The sequence below is a fragment of the Streptomyces sp. MST-110588 genome (genome assembly GCF_022695595.1).
Taxonomy (GTDB): domain Bacteria; phylum Actinomycetota; class Actinomycetes; order Streptomycetales; family Streptomycetaceae; genus Streptomyces.
Window position 1 is genome coordinate 2,122,258 of sequence record NZ_CP074380.1, and the last position, 13,280, is coordinate 2,135,537.

15 protein-coding genes are annotated in these 13,280 nt (G+C 71.9%); 2 read left to right on the plus strand and 13 right to left on the minus strand.

The features are described from left to right. Positions 1-172: 172 nt before the first annotated feature. Both KGS77_RS09195 and KGS77_RS09200 read right to left on the minus strand, forming a co-directional pair. The gene (locus KGS77_RS09195; protein ID WP_242580168.1) at positions 173-379 is read right to left on the minus strand and encodes a hypothetical protein; all 207 of its coding nucleotides are present in this window, start codon (positions 377-379) and stop codon (positions 173-175) included. A gap of 379 nt (positions 380-758) precedes the next feature. Continuing rightward, a complete protein-coding gene (locus KGS77_RS09200; RefSeq protein ID WP_242580170.1) occupies positions 759-1,040 on the minus strand; it encodes an acylphosphatase in 282 nt (93 codons plus the stop codon). Positions 1,041-1,172: 132 nt separating this feature from the next. Here KGS77_RS09200 and KGS77_RS09205 point away from each other — a divergent pair, with 132 nt between their 5' ends. Beyond that, a complete protein-coding gene (locus tag KGS77_RS09205; RefSeq protein ID WP_242580172.1) occupies positions 1,173-2,183 on the plus strand; it encodes a CAP domain-containing protein in 1,011 nt (336 codons plus the stop codon). Positions 2,184-2,261: 78 nt separating this feature from the next. On the opposite strand, the gene KGS77_RS09210 is transcribed toward KGS77_RS09205, so the two are convergent. Next, complete coding sequence (locus tag KGS77_RS09210) at positions 2,262-2,870, minus strand: flavodoxin family protein (RefSeq protein WP_242580174.1); 609 nt, start codon at positions 2,868-2,870, stop codon at positions 2,262-2,264. A 140-nt stretch (positions 2,871-3,010) separates the two neighbouring features. On the opposite strand from KGS77_RS09210, the gene KGS77_RS09215 reads away from it, so the two are divergent. After that, on the plus strand, positions 3,011-3,433 hold the full coding sequence (locus KGS77_RS09215) for a helix-turn-helix domain-containing protein (protein ID WP_242580177.1): 423 nt from the start codon (positions 3,011-3,013) through the stop codon (positions 3,431-3,433). 3 nt (positions 3,434-3,436) lie between these two features. Here the strand turns inward: KGS77_RS09215 and KGS77_RS09220 are convergent, their stop codons facing one another. The 10 genes from KGS77_RS09220 to recG form a co-directional block, all read right to left on the minus strand. Further along, positions 3,437-4,390: an IS481 family transposase gene (locus KGS77_RS09220; protein ID WP_242580179.1), complete on the minus strand. Its 954-nt coding sequence runs from the start codon at positions 4,388-4,390 to the stop codon at positions 3,437-3,439. Between the two features lie 147 nt (positions 4,391-4,537). After that, a complete protein-coding gene (gene mutM, locus KGS77_RS09225; protein ID WP_242580181.1) occupies positions 4,538-5,506 on the minus strand; it encodes a bifunctional DNA-formamidopyrimidine glycosylase/DNA-(apurinic or apyrimidinic site) lyase in 969 nt (322 codons plus the stop codon). Positions 5,507-5,649: 143 nt separating this feature from the next. After that, the gene (rnc, locus tag KGS77_RS09230; protein ID WP_242587375.1) at positions 5,650-6,531 is read right to left on the minus strand and encodes a ribonuclease III; all 882 of its coding nucleotides are present in this window, start codon (positions 6,529-6,531) and stop codon (positions 5,650-5,652) included. A gap of 19 nt (positions 6,532-6,550) precedes the next feature. After that, positions 6,551-6,724, minus strand: a complete 174-nt coding sequence (gene rpmF / locus KGS77_RS09235; protein ID WP_015657589.1) for a 50S ribosomal protein L32 — start codon at positions 6,722-6,724, stop codon at positions 6,551-6,553. Positions 6,725-6,726: 2 nt separating this feature from the next. Continuing rightward, entirely contained in the window at positions 6,727-7,413 is a 687-nt protein-coding gene (locus KGS77_RS09240; RefSeq protein ID WP_242580184.1) for a DUF177 domain-containing protein, read from the minus strand. Between the two features lie 86 nt (positions 7,414-7,499). Continuing rightward, complete coding sequence (locus KGS77_RS09245) at positions 7,500-8,678, minus strand: cell division initiation protein (protein WP_242580186.1); 1,179 nt, start codon at positions 8,676-8,678, stop codon at positions 7,500-7,502. A gap of 197 nt (positions 8,679-8,875) precedes the next feature. Continuing rightward, positions 8,876-9,355, minus strand: coding sequence for a pantetheine-phosphate adenylyltransferase (gene coaD, locus KGS77_RS09250; RefSeq protein WP_242587376.1), 480 nt, complete (start codon positions 9,353-9,355; stop codon positions 8,876-8,878). 26 nt (positions 9,356-9,381) lie between these two features. Next, positions 9,382-9,981, minus strand: a complete 600-nt coding sequence (gene rsmD / locus KGS77_RS09255; RefSeq protein ID WP_242580188.1) for a 16S rRNA (guanine(966)-N(2))-methyltransferase RsmD — start codon at positions 9,979-9,981, stop codon at positions 9,382-9,384. Between the two features lie 383 nt (positions 9,982-10,364). Continuing rightward, positions 10,365-10,835, minus strand: coding sequence for a hypothetical protein (locus KGS77_RS09260; RefSeq protein ID WP_242580191.1), 471 nt, complete (start codon positions 10,833-10,835; stop codon positions 10,365-10,367). Positions 10,836-10,998: 163 nt separating this feature from the next. Next, positions 10,999-13,218, minus strand: a complete 2,220-nt coding sequence (recG, locus tag KGS77_RS09265) for an ATP-dependent DNA helicase RecG (RefSeq protein WP_242580193.1) — start codon at positions 13,216-13,218, stop codon at positions 10,999-11,001. Between the last annotated feature and the right edge of the window lie 62 nt (positions 13,219-13,280).

Genomic DNA, 13,280 nt, shown 5'->3' on the forward strand with positions numbered 1-13,280 from the left:
ACGGCCTGGAGCCGAAGCCGGGCACACGGGAAGAACAACGGACGACAACAACGGCGAGACGCGGAAAGAGGCGGAAACGACGAAGGGACGCCGAAGCGTCCCTTGCAGATCTCGCTGAGATGGTGCCTCAAGCGGCCGACGGAGCAGCCCGGCAACCCCCCGGGGGCGGGGGTCAGGAATACGCGGGCTCCGCCTGGGGTACGTCGATGCCGTCGAGCATCGAGTCGTCGTGACGTGCGGCAGCGGACAGCATGTCGTTCTCGGCCTGGATCCGGATGAGTTCGGATTCGAGGTCCTGGACGCGCTGCTGAAGCCGTCGCATCTCGGAGAGGACTCGGGGATCGGAGCCGCCGACGTAACCGAGAAGCGCCTTTGCCATGATGGATGGTCCTCCACACTGAGTGACCGACCGAAGCGGTGTGGGTCGTGAGGGATTCGCACCCGCGGTGCTTGTCATCACTTGTGCGATCAATGCCAAACAGCTAAGGTGCGCGGGGCTTCCAGAGTCTCACCAAAAAGTTTGAGGGTCAACACGATCACGCCCCGTATCGTCGGGTACCTGCGAGTGCGCGGCCACCAGGCTCTGCGCCGAACTCGCCGGAAAGGTCCCGACGGGGCGTGGAGATCATCCTTACTGCCGCAGCCTTCCATGGGTCGGCCGAGTTGGCAACCACCAGGTCATGTCTGCTGTATGCATCTGACGCCGGCGCGGGCGCGGGGTGTACGGAGCGCGAGCACGGGCCGCGCCGGAAGCCCTCCTACCGGATCGCGAAGCCGTCGTAGCCGCCGCGCGGTGTGTCCCAGATCTCGGTGACGCCCTCGGCCTTCCCGGGCGTGTCACCCGTACGCAGCCACTCCAGCAGTTCTTCGCAAGCCTCGCGCGGGCCCTCGGCGACGACCTGCACCCTGCCGTCCTCAAGGTTCGAGGCGAAGCCGGTGAGGTCACCGATGCGCAGGGCGTTGGCTCGCGTGAACCAGCGGAAGCCGACACCCTGGACACGACCCCGCACCCATGCGGTCAAACGGACATCATCGTTCATGCTTGTACGCTAACCGGCCAATTGCACCAGCGGCACTTCGGCCTCTTGCGCCATGCCGTACAGTCGCCCGGCAACAAGGATCACCCTTACGAGTGAGGCGCGTTGACGCCGATGACGGAAGGAAGGCAGCGAATGGGCCGCCATCGACGCGTCGTTCCCCAAGTGCCCACCGGGACCGGGCCGGTGGGCGAGGGGCCCGCCGAGGCGCCCGGCGGCCGGCACCGCGCCCACCGTACGGCGGGTGGCCGGCGGGCCGCGGACGGCCGCCGTTCCGCGCCGGTGCGCACCGGACTGCTCGGGGCCTCCGCCGCCGTGGCGATGGGCGCGGTGGCGGTCGCCTCGGGGCTGGTGCCCGGCGGGGGCCGGTACGACGTGGCGACCGACGGCCCCGGCGAGCGGATACGGGCCGGGGCGGCGGCCGGCGTCCAGGCGCAGAACCCGCGGACCGGCGCCGCCGGCGAGCGCGCCACACAGCCGGCCAGCCGCGGCACGGCGCGCGGCCCGCTGCCGGACCGTACCGGCCACGCCGGCTCCTCCACCGGGCCGTCCACCGCTCCCGCGCCCCGGGGGACCGCCGGGCCCTCGCGGATACCCGGCGCGCAGGAGCCGCGGGACAAGCCCGGGGCGCCGGACCCCGAGGACCCCGGCAACCGGGACGGCCAGGCGGACCCCAAGGCTCCGCGGAGCCCGGACGTTCCCCGGGAACCGCGGGACCCGCAGACCCCGAAGCAGACGGCCGGCGCGACCCGGGCCCCCGACGCGCCGTCCTCCTCCGTCGTCTCGCAGGTGCTGACGCTGGTGAACCAGGAGCGCGCGAAGGCCGGGGTGCCGCCGCTCACCGCCGACCCCCAACTGGACCGGCAGGCGCAGGACTTCAGCGAGGACATGGCCCGCCGCGGGTTCTTCTCCCACACCGACCCGGACGGCCGCAGCCCGTGGGACCGCGCACGCGCGGCGGGCGTGGAGAACCTGGGCGGGGAGAACATCGCCCGCGGCCAGGCCGACGCCCGGGCCGTCATGGAGACGTGGATGAACAGCCCTGGGCACCGCGCCAACATCCTCAACCGCGACTACAAGACGCTGGGGGTCGGCGTCCACTTCGGTCCGGGCGGCCCTTGGTGGGTGCAGAGCTTCGGCTTCTGAGCCGTGGCCCGGAGCGCGGCCGTCACACGTACGGACGTGCGGCCGTCACTCGTACGCACGCACGAGGGCCGGCGGATTTCAGGAAGCCTGAGCGGCGGCCAGCGCGGCACGGCCCGCGGTGAAGACGGCGGTCTGCTCCGCGATCCGGCGGCCGAGGTGCTCGGCGGTGGCGATGTCGGACTTGTGGACGCCCTCGGCACCCTGGTCGTTGTTGGACTGCGCCGCGGCGCCGAGGAAGAAGCCCAGGCGGTTGAGGTCGTTCTCGGAGGCCGTCGAGGAGTTCCAGCCCGGCATCAGGTTCAGGCTGACCCAGCTCATGCCGTGCTGGGCGGCCAGCACCGTGAAGAACTGGAGCGTGTGCAGCTTGTCGCCGCTCTTGGAGGCGGAGTTGGTGAAGCCGGCGGCGAGCTTGTCCTGCCAGGCGCGGGTGGCCCAGCGGGCGGCGGTGGCCTCGGCGAAGGTGTGGAAGGCGCCGGAGGCGGTGCCCATGTAGGTCGGCGAGCCGAAGACGATCGCGTCGGAGGCGTCGAGCAGCTCCCACTGGTCGTCGGTGATCTTGTCGACCTCTATGAAGTGGACGGTGACACCCGCTTCGGCGGCGCCGGTGCGGACCGCCTCGGCGATGACGGCGGTGTGGCCGTAACCCGAGTGGAAGGCGATCGAGACGACGGGGGCGGCAGAGGACATCAGGGTGCTCCTTCGGGACGTGCACGGATGGGCGGCGCCGCGCGGCGGAGTGCCGGTGCGGCGTGGCGAGATCCAGAGAAGCACTAACTTTTGGAAAGCGCAACCCGTCGGTTAGCGCTGTGCGGGAGTATGGTGAACGCATGGCCACCCAGAACCACAGCACTCCCGAGGAAGAGAAGTGCCGGGCCGGCAGCACGGACGACCTGGCCTTCGACGTCTTCGCCCGCACCTGTCCGTCCCGCGACACGCTCAAGCACGTCACCGACCGCTGGGGCGGCCTGACCCTGGGCGCGCTGCACGACGGCACGTTCCGGTTCAACGAGCTGCGGCGCCGGGTGGACGGGGTGAGCGAGAAGATGCTCGCGCAGACCCTGCACGCGCTGGAGCGCGACGGGCTCGTACGGCGCGAGGCGCAGCCCACCAACCCGCCGCGGGTGGACTACGAGCTGACGCCGCTGGGCCGGGAGGTCGCCGAGCGGCTCCTGTCGCTGATCGGGCTGGTGGAGGACCGGATGCCGGCGGTCCTGGCCGCGCGCGAGCGCTACGACGCCGAGCACTCCTGACGCCTAGGTGTATTGCCCTGTGAGGTTGGGGACGCGGCTGGCGGGGGGTTGGCCTGCGAGCGCGGTGTGTCCGCGGTGGTGATTGTAGGTGTGCAGCCAGCGGGGGAATGCTTCGCGTCGTTGGGTCTCTGAGCGGTAGGGCTGGGCGTAGGCCCACTCCTCCAGCAGGGTGCGGTTGAGGCGCTCGACCTTGCCGTTCGTCTGTGGCCGGTAGGGCCGGGTTCGCCTATGGGAGATCCCGGCTCCCGCCAGGGCGTCACGCCAGTCGCGTGAGCGGTAGCAGGCCCCGTTGTCGGTCAGGACCCGTTCGACGGTGATGCCGCTGGAGGCGAAGAATGCGTGGGCCCGCTTCCAGAAGGCGGTGGCGGTCTCCTTCTTCTCGTCGCCGAGGATCTCGCTGTAGGCCAGGCGGGAGTGGTCGTCGACGGCGGTGTGGATGTAGCTGTAGCCGGTGCCTGAGCGGTTCTTGCGGCCCGCCGGGCGGCCCAGGGCCTTGTGTCCGCCGCCGTCGGGGATGTTGCCGAGCTTCTTGATGTCCACGTGGACCAGTTCGCCGGGCTTGTCGCGTTCGTAGCGGCGGATGACGCGGCCTGTGGCCCGGTCCAGATGGGCGAGGCGGGCCAGGCCGTAGCGGGTCAGTACGCGGTGGACGGTCGAGGGCACCAGCCGGAGGAGGCCAGCGATGCGGGCCGGTCCCCAGCGGCGCAGGATGCGGACCTTGATGATGCGGCGTTCGGTACGGCTCGGAGTCTGGCGCGGGCTGGAGTGCGGGCGGCTGGAGCGGTCGGTCATGCCTGCCTCGCCGAGCCGGCGGTAGCGATCGGCCCACCGCTGGGCGGTGGTCGGCGAGACCTGGAAACGTTCCGCGGCCCGGCGCAGAGGCCAGCCGTCCTCGACCACGCAGCGGGCCAGACGCAGGCGGCCTGTCTCGGTCAGGGGTGCATTACGGTGGACCACGAGGGCCTTTCTGTTGCTGGTGCAGATGTCGCAATCCACACCAGGCCAGAAGGCCCTCACCCATTTCAAGATCGATCAGCCGTGAACCCTGTCACCGTCCACAACCTCCCCGGACAGAACACCTAGGGCCCACCGGCCCCCACGCGCTCAGGGGCGCGGCGGTCGCTGGCAGCGCGGGCAGAAGTAGCTGGAGCGGTTCATCCAGGGGCGCCGGCGCACGGCGGTGCCGCAGCGGCGGCACGGCTCGTCCTCGCGCCCGTACGCGTCCAGCGACCGCTCGAAGTACCCCGACTCGCCGTTGACGTTGACGTACAGGCTGTCGAAGCTGGTGCCGCCGACCGCCAGCGCGGCGTTCATCACGTCCCTGATGTGCCCGAGGAGCTCGGCGGTACGGGGCCGGGTGAAGGTGGCGGTCGGGCGCTCGTAGTGCAGCCGGGAGCGCCACAGCGCCTCGTCGGCGTAGATGTTGCCGACACCGCTGATGAGCGACTGGTCCAGCAGGGCACGCTTGATCGTCGTACGGCGGCGGCGCAGCGCCTCGTGGAAGGCGGCGTCGTCGAAGGCCGGGTCGAGCGGGTCGCGGGCGATGTGCGCGATGACGTCCGGGAGGCCGTCGGGATCGCCGGGAACGGTGTCGTGCAGGGACAGCCCGCCGAAGGTGCGCTGGTCGACGAAGCGCAGTTCGGTGCCGGCCGCTGCCGCCGGGTCTTCGGGGCCGGGGCCGGTGACGGCCTGACCGAGGCCCATGACTGCCTGATCGGGACCGGTGACGGCCTGGCCGCTGCCGGTGCCGGCCTGATCGCCGCCGGTGAAACGGATGCGGACGCGCAGGTGCTTCTCGTCGGGCGCGTCCTGCGGCTGGACCAGGAGCTGCCCGCTCATGCCCAGGTGTGCCAGGACCGCCAGGCCGTCCGAGACCGGCAACCACAGGTACTTGCCGCGCCGCCGGGGCGTGCCGATGCGCCGGCCGGCCAGCCGGGCGGCGAAGTCGACGGCGCCCGCGGTGTGCCGCCGCACGGCGCGCGGGTGCAGCACCTCGACGGAGTCGACCGTACGGCCCTGGACCCAGCGCTGAAGTCCGCGGCGGACGACCTCGACCTCGGGCAGTTCGGGCACGGTCGGCTCTCCTCCACAAGATGTGCCCGCGCGGCGGGCGCGCACAGTGATGCCCCGGCCACCCGCACCCCTTCGGGGCGGATGGCCGGGAGGATCCCACGCCACGGCGCGGGGACATGCCGTCGGGCTCTGTTGCGGAGCCCTCAGCCGACGGTCGGCTCTCCGGCGGCCGGCTCACCGGCCGGCGGCACCACCGGGGATGCCGAAGAGGCCGGGGAAGCCGGGGGAACCGGTGAGCCGGTGCCGGCCTCGGTCGCCGGCGCCGCCTGCTTCGTGGCCTCCTCGGCCGCGGAGCGGATGGCGCGCCAGGCGGACTCGGCCGCCTGCTGCTCGGCTTCCTTCTTGCTGCGGCCGGTGCCGGTGCCGTACGAGACACCACCGACGCGGGCGGCAGCGGTGAAGGTCTTCTCGTGGTCCGGACCGGTCTCGCTGACCAGGTACTCCGGTACCCCGAGACCTTCGGTTGCGGTCAGTTCCTGAAGGCTGGTCTTCCAGTCCAGGCCGGCACCCAGGCCGGCGGACTTCTCGATCAGCGGGTCGAAGAGCCGGTGCACCAGCTCGCCCGCCGCCTCCAGTCCCCGGTCCAGGTACACCGCGCCGATCACCGCTTCCAGGGTGTCGGCGAGGATGGATGCCTTGTCCCGGCCGCCCGTGCCCTCCTCGCCCCGGCCGAGCCGGATGAAGGCACCGAGGTCCAGGCCGCGGCCCACCTCGGCGAGGGCGCGCGAGTTGACCACCGCGGCCCGCAGTTTGGCCAACTGCCCCTCGGGCAGGTCCGGATGCGTGCGGTAGAGCGTGTCGGTGACCACCAGGCCGAGTACGGAGTCCCCGAGGAACTCCAGCCGCTCGTTGGTGGGCAGACCGCCGTTCTCGTACGCGTACGAGCGGTGCGTCAGCGCACGCACCAGAAGGGCGGACTCGAGCTGGTACCCGAGCCGCCCTTCCAGAAGCGTGTGGGACGAGGCCGTGTCCGCCGGTGTCGTTTCACCCCCGCGCTTGCGGGGAGACGTATTGGCGTCCGACATAGAGCCTGTCACCAGCCGATCAGACCTCGAGGACCTGTCGCTTGTTGTAGGTGCCGCAGCTCGGGCACGCGATGTGCTGCTGCTTCGGCTCGTGGCAGCGCTCGCACGCCACCAGGGGGGTGACCGCAGCCTTCCACTGCGACCGGCGGTGGCGCGTGTTGCTGCGCGACATCTTCCGCTTCGGAACAGCCACGGCTACTTCTCCTGCTTCTCGTCGACGGGCGCTGATCGAGGCGCGTCGCCGCTCATGTTGTCCTTCTCGCCGTCCTGGTTGGTCCCGGCGAGTCCCTGCAGTGCCGCCCAACGGATGTCGACGGCGTCGTGGTGGTGGTCCGGGTCGTCAGCGAGCCGCTCTCCGCATTCGGAGCACAGGCCCGGGCAGTCGTCCTGGCACACCGGCTGCATCGGCAGTGCGAGCACCACCGCGTCCCGCAGCACGGGTTCGAGGTCGAACAGGTCGTCCTCAAGGAAGAGGATGTCCTCCTCGTCCTCGGCGTCGTCGCCGGATTCCGCGTCGGTGCGGGTCCGGGCGTCGGCGTCGGGGTAGGAGAACATCTCCTGGAAGTCCGCGTCCAGCTCACGCTCGACGGGCTCCAGACACCTTACGCACTCGCCCTTGACGGTCGCACGGGCGGTACCGGTGACCAGCACCCCGTCCATGACCGACTCCAGGCGCAGTACGAGTCCCATCGGCGCGCCCTCCGGCACCCCGATGACCTCGTTGCCGAGGTCCCGGGGGGCCTCGACGGAGCGGGAGAGCCGCTGGAGCGCGCCGGGACGACGGCCCAGCTCGCGCGTGTCGAACACGAGCGGGGAACGGTGGTCGAGGCGGGCGTTGATGGCTTCCTGCTTTCTACGCTGCGGTACGCACTGCCCCGTCACCGGACGGTAACCGGGCAGCACCGATCGCGGACGTACACGCGACCGAAGAGCCAGGATACTGGACGGGCCCCGATAGGCCCAATCCGCTACTGACGCCCCTCCTCGTACCGGCGCAGCGTGTCCAGGTCGATCATGCTCGTGTCGAAGAGGCTGGTCTCGTCGAGGGCCGCGGCCGGAGTCCGGTGCGGGGTCCGGGAGGTGTCCGGGGCGTGGGGGGCGTGTGAGGGGGTCTGCGCGGGCGAGGACGGCTGCGCGGGCGGCGCCGGGTGGCCGGCGCCGTCCGGGCCGTAGCCCGGCGAGGAGTGCTGCTGGGGCTGCTGCCAGCCGTAGGCGTATGGGTCCTGCTGCCCGTACGGATCCTGCTGGGCGTAGGTGTCGTGTTGTGCGTACGCGCCCTGCTGCCCGTAGGTGTCCTGCTGATAGCTGTACGCGTCCCCGGTCGCGGCCGGGGCGCCCGGGGCGGACGCCATGGGCTGGTACGCGGGCTCCGCGTAGGGGTCCGGGGTCTGCTGCTCGCCCCCGGGCCCGGGCCCGGGGTCGGCGAGCCCGGCCAGGAACTCCGCATCGCCGGTGTGCCGCGGGGGCTGCGAGCCGTCCTGGGCGGCGAGGTGCGCGCCCAGTTCGTCCGTGGGCCGGGCCCCCTGGAGCTTGAGCCGGCCGCGCCCGACCGCCTCCAGCGTCTTGGTCAGTACGGCCTCGAAGGCGCCGAACTTGGCGTCCACGTACGCGTCGGCGCGCTGCCTGAGCGTCTCGGGGTCGGCGCTGCGCTCCGGGGCGTCGGGATCCTCCCCCTCGCCGTACGCCGGACCGTGCCCGCCGGGAGCGCGGCCGAGCAGCTTCTCGCGGCCCCGGTCCACCGACCCGATGGTCTTGGTGAGGACGACCTCGAAGTTGGCGAGCTTGCTGTCGACGTAGTCGTCCGCCTCGGCGCGGATCTCCTCGGCCTCGCGGCGGGCCTCGGCCAGGATGCGGTCGGCCTCGTCCTGGGAGCGGCGGGCGACCTCGGTGTCGGAGATCAGCGAGCCGCGGTGGGCGCGCGCGGACTCGATGATCCGGTCGGCCTCGGCGCGGGCCTCCTGGACCATCTGCTCCCGCCCGCCGAGCAGCTCCTGGGCCTGGGCCAGCGAGCCGGGCAGCGCGGCGCGCAGCTCCTCCAGCCCGGCGAGCAGTTCGGCGCGGTTGACCACGCACGAGGCCGACATGGGCATGGACCGGGCGCTGCCGACGATTGCGACGATCTCGTCGAGCTTCTTCTGCACGTCCACCTTGGACTCGCCACTCTCTGAAGGGATGAACCGAGCACACAACGCGTAACAACGCGGGACCGCGCGGGGATGGCGCGATACCGGGGACGACTGTACGGGCATCGGCGTCCGCGGCGTCGCCTTCCGGGGAACCCGGGCCGGAGGCGGCCGGGACCGGTCCGGTCCGGCCCGGGTCCCCGCCCGGCGCTCTCCCGGCGCTACTTCTTCTTCAGGCGCTCGGTCAGGGCTTCCAGCACGACCGGGGGAACCAGGTGGGAGACGTCGCCGCCCCAGGCCGCGACCTCCTTGACCAGGCTGGAGGACAGGAAGCTGTAGGCGGGGTTGGTGGGGACGAAAAGGGTCTCCACGCCGGACAGCCCGTTGTTCATCTGGGCCATCTGGAGCTCGTAGTCGAAGTCGCTGACCGCCCGCAGGCCCTTGACGATGGCAGGGATGTCGCGCTGCTTGCAGAAGTCGACGAGCAGGCCGTGGAAGGACTCGACCTCGACGTTGCCGTACTCGGCGGTGGCCCGGCGGATCAGGTCGATCCGCTCCTCGACCGTGAACAGCCCCTGCTTGGCCTGGTTGATCATCACGGCGACATGGACGGTGTCGTAGAGCTTGGAGGCCCGGGCGATGATGTCCACGTGCCCATTGGTGATGGGGTCGAACGACCCCGGACAGACGGCACGGTGCACTTGAGGTTCCTCGCTCTCCGGTCCGGTCATGACGCGCTTGAGGACGTGCCGGTGCTGCACGTCGAAGCGGCGCGACCGTACCAAAGCGTCCCCTCGCCGTAACGACGGGCCCGGATCGGTTCAAAACTCCCCGGCCAGGGGAAGGTGCCGCCTCTGGTGCTGCGCTCTACGGTGACCAGTGCTTCGGGCGCAAGCCAGCCCCGGTCCAGGAGTGTGAGGAGGATCTCGCCAAGATCGTCGTTGGAGACGGCGTAGGGCGGGTCCAGGAAGACGGTGTCGTACGGGCCGGCCGGCGGCGGTCCGGCGATGACCTGCTCGGCCTTGCCCACCCGGACCTCCGCGCCGGGCAGTCCCACGGCCCGTACGTTCTCCTTGACCGTACGGGCGGCGCGGGCGTCGGCCTCGACCAGCAGGACGTGCGCGGCGCCCCGGGACAGCGCCTCCAGGCCGACGGCGCCGGAGCCCGCGTACAGGTCCAGCACCCGGGCGCCGGTCATCGGGCCGTCCAGCGACTCCCAGGTGGAGAACAGGCCCTCACGTGCCCGGTCGGAGGTCGGACGGGTGCCGTTGCCCGGCGGCACGGCCAGGCGCCGGCCGCCGGCCGTACCGGCGATCACGCGGGTCATGGGGAGGGCTGTCCTTACGTCGTACGGGCCGCCGCGCGGGTCTCGCGGCGCGACGGGGCGGGAGCCGGCCTTTGGGCCCCGCCTTCCCACGATATGGCGTCCGGCGGGGCCCCGGGGCGGCGGCCGTCCGAGGTCAGGGCCCGGCGGCCGTCCGGGCGCCGGACCGGCTCTCACCTCTCGGTGGTGTCCTGCGCCGTGCCGACCAGCGCCGCCGAGGCATAGGGCGCTTCTGACGGATCTCCGCGGCCTCGCGACGCCCGGCACGCACCCTCGCCGCACGGCGCAAAGGGACAGGTGGCTCCGCCACATGACCCTTCACACCGCACGCCGAGCGCACGCACCGAACACCGCTCCGTCTTCCACGGAGATCCATCAGAAACGCCCTAGCGCGACCAGGACAGACAGCCGTCCGGCGGGCAGTACTCCGGGCGGCGCGGGTCGTGGCCCAGCTCGCGCAGCTTGGTGCGCACCGAGTCCGGGGTACGGCCGAAGCGGGCGGCTATCCGGGCGATGGTGGTGCCCTCGTGGAAGCGGTGCACCAGGTCCTCCTCGTGCTGCGGCACCCACGGGGCGCCGTGCCCGGGGAACAGCTCGCGCAGCACGTCGCGGTCCGGGATCGGCTCGGCGACATCGGCGACCAGGGCGAGCGCGCGCAGGGCGCGGTTGAGCGCGATGCGCAGCGGCGGAACCTCGGCCGGCGGCAGGGTCAGGGCGCCGGAGGCCAGCAGTGTTTCCGGGGTGTCCTCCTGCCAGCCGGTGAGGGTGAGGGTGACGGTGGAGTCGTCGTCGCTGGTCAGTTCGATCCGGAAGACCTTGTCGCCCAGCGGCAGTTCGTTCAGGTGCCTGAAAGCCATGGAAGCAGCCCCCCAGGGGTCCAAGTACGGCCGGTGGCACGGCGGTTGGCCCGTCGGCCCGGACTGTTTCCATTGTCCCCGGGGGTCTGACATCGCGCCGGGCCGCATCACGCCGGGCCACACCCGCGAGGCCCGGCGCAGGGGCACGGCTCACAGGCCCGGCTCAGCCCTTGTCGAGGTACTGCTCGCGCTCGGCGTCCAGGAGGGCGGCGAGCGCGACCCGCAGCTCGGGATAGCGCTCCAGCTCCGGGTCGGCGGCGACGACCGCGGTGGCCTCCTCGCGGGCGGCGGCGATGACCTCCTCGTCCTCGATGACGGCCAGCATCCGCAGGGAGGAGCGGACGCCGGACTGGGCCTGGCCGAGCACATCGCCCTCGCGCCGCTGCTCCAGGTCGATCCGGGACAGTTCGAAGCCGTCCAGGGTGCCGGCCACCGCGCCGAGCCGGGCGCGCGCCGGGGAGCCCTCCGGCATCTCACTGACCAGCAGGCACAGGCCCGGCGCGGCGCCCCGGCCGACCCGTCCGCGGAGCTGGTGCAACTGCGAGACGCCGAAGCGGTCCGCGTCCATGATCACCATGGCGGTGGCGTTGGGGACGTTCACCCCGACCTCGATGACGGTCGTGGCGACCAGCACCTGCACCTCGCCGGCCGCGAACCGGCGCATCACCTCGTCCTTGTCGTCCGGGTGCATCCGGCCGTGCAGCACCTCCACCCGCAGGCCGGCCAGCGGCCCCTTGGTGAGCTGTTCGGCGACCTCCAGCACCGCCAGCGGCGGCCGTTTGTCCTGCGCGTCGTCCCCGGGCGGCTCCTCCCCGTCCCCGGCCTTCTTCTTGGCGCCCTTGGCCTTCGGCGCCTCCTCCTCGTCCCCGATCCGCGGGCAGACCACGTACGCCTGGTGTCCGGACCCGACCTCCTCGCGCACCCGCTCCCAGGCCCGGGCCAGGAAGTGCGGCTTGTCCTTGGCGGGCACGACATGGCTGGCGATCGGCGAGCGCCCGGCGGGGAGCTGGTCCAGTACGGAGGTCTCCAGGTCGCCGAAGACGGTCATCGCGACCGTACGGGGAATGGGGGTGGCCGTCATGACCAGGAGGTGCGGCGGCTGTGTGCCCTTGCCGCGCAGCGCGTCGCGCTGCTCGACCCCGAAGCGGTGCTGCTCGTCGACCACGACCAGGCCCAGGTCGTGGAAGCGCACCTTGTCCTCGATCAGCGCGTGGGTGCCGATGACGATGCCGGCCTCGCCGGTGACCAGGTCCAGCAGGGCCTGGCGGCGGGCGGCGGCGCCCATCGAACCCGTCAGCAGCACCACTTTCGTGCCGTGCTCGGACCCGCCCAGCATCCCGCCCTCGGCCAGCTCCCCCATCATCTCGGTGACCGAGCGGTGGTGCTGCTGGGCCAGCACCTCGGTCGGCGCGAGCATGGCCGCCTGGCCGCCGGTGTCCACGACGCCGAGCATGGCGCGCAGCGCCACCAGCGTCTTGCCGGAGCCGACCTCGCCCTGGAGGAGGCGGTGCATGGGGTGGGCGGTGGCCAGGTCCTCGAAGATCTCCCGGCTGACCTTCTGCTGCCCCTCGGTGAGGGTGAAGGGCAGCTTGGCATCGAAGGCGTCCAGCAGCCCGCCCTTCTTCAAGGGGCGTGGTACGGCGGGCAGTTGGGTCTCGGCCAGGCGGCGCCGGGCCAGCGCCACCTGGAGGACGAACGCCTCGTCCCACTTCAGGCGGGAGCGGGCGTCGGCGATGTCGGCCTTCGTACGCGGCCGGTGGACCTTGTGCAGCGCCTCGGGCAGCGGGAGCAGCGCCCGGCCCTCGCGCAGCGCCGTCGGCAGCGGGTCCAGTGCCTCGCGGGCGCCGGGCAGCACCGCGTCGACGGCCTTGGCGATCTTCCAGGAGGCCATCTGCTGGCAGGCCGGGTAGATCGGCATGAGCCGGCCGGCGAAGGCGTCCACGGCCTCGTCGCCGCCCGCGCCGTCCAGCAGCTCGTATTCGGGGTGGGCCAGTTGCAGCTTGCGGTTGAAGACCGAGACCTTGCCCGCGAACATCGCCCGGCGGCCCGGCAGCAGGTCCTTGTGCGGTTTGTGGATGCCCTTGCCGAAGAAGACGAGCTGGAGCCGCCCGCTGCCGTCGGTGAGGGTGACCTCCAGCCGCTGCCCGCGGCCGTTGTTGAACTTCAGTACGCGGGCGTCGGCGACCTGCGCGACGACCGTGACGTGTTCGTCCAGCGGCAGGTCGGAGAGCCGGGTCAGCTCACCGCGCTCCGCGTACCGCCGTGGGTAGTGGTGCAGCAGGTCGCCGACCGTGTGCAGGTCCAGGTGCTCGGCCAGCACCTTGGCGGTGGTGCCACCGAGCGTCTTCTTCAGGGGTTCGTCGAGCGCGGACACGCCCTCCATTGCACACCACGCCACTGACATCCGGCCGCCGCCACCGGCTTTCGCGCCTGTCACCCGCCCCG

Coding starts and splice junctions, on each gene's coding strand:
- KGS77_RS09195 (WP_242580168.1), bottom strand. CDS start 379: ATGGCAAAGGCGCTTCTCGGTTACGTCGGCGGCTCCGATCCCCGAGTC.
- KGS77_RS09200 (WP_242580170.1), bottom strand. CDS start 1,040: ATGAACGATGATGTCCGTTTGACCGCATGGGTGCGGGGTCGTGTCCAG.
- KGS77_RS09205 (WP_242580172.1), top strand. CDS start 1,173: ATGGGCCGCCATCGACGCGTCGTTCCCCAAGTGCCCACCGGGACCGGG.
- KGS77_RS09210 (WP_242580174.1), bottom strand. CDS start 2,870: ATGTCCTCTGCCGCCCCCGTCGTCTCGATCGCCTTCCACTCGGGTTAC.
- KGS77_RS09215 (WP_242580177.1), top strand. CDS start 3,011: ATGGCCACCCAGAACCACAGCACTCCCGAGGAAGAGAAGTGCCGGGCC.
- rnc (WP_242587375.1), bottom strand. CDS start 6,531: ATGTCGGACGCCAATACGTCTCCCCGCAAGCGCGGGGGTGAAACGACA.
- rsmD (WP_242580188.1), bottom strand. CDS start 9,981: ATGACCCGCGTGATCGCCGGTACGGCCGGCGGCCGGCGCCTGGCCGTG.
- KGS77_RS09260 (WP_242580191.1), bottom strand. CDS start 10,835: ATGGCTTTCAGGCACCTGAACGAACTGCCGCTGGGCGACAAGGTCTTC.
- recG (WP_242580193.1), bottom strand. CDS start 13,218: ATGGAGGGCGTGTCCGCGCTCGACGAACCCCTGAAGAAGACGCTCGGT.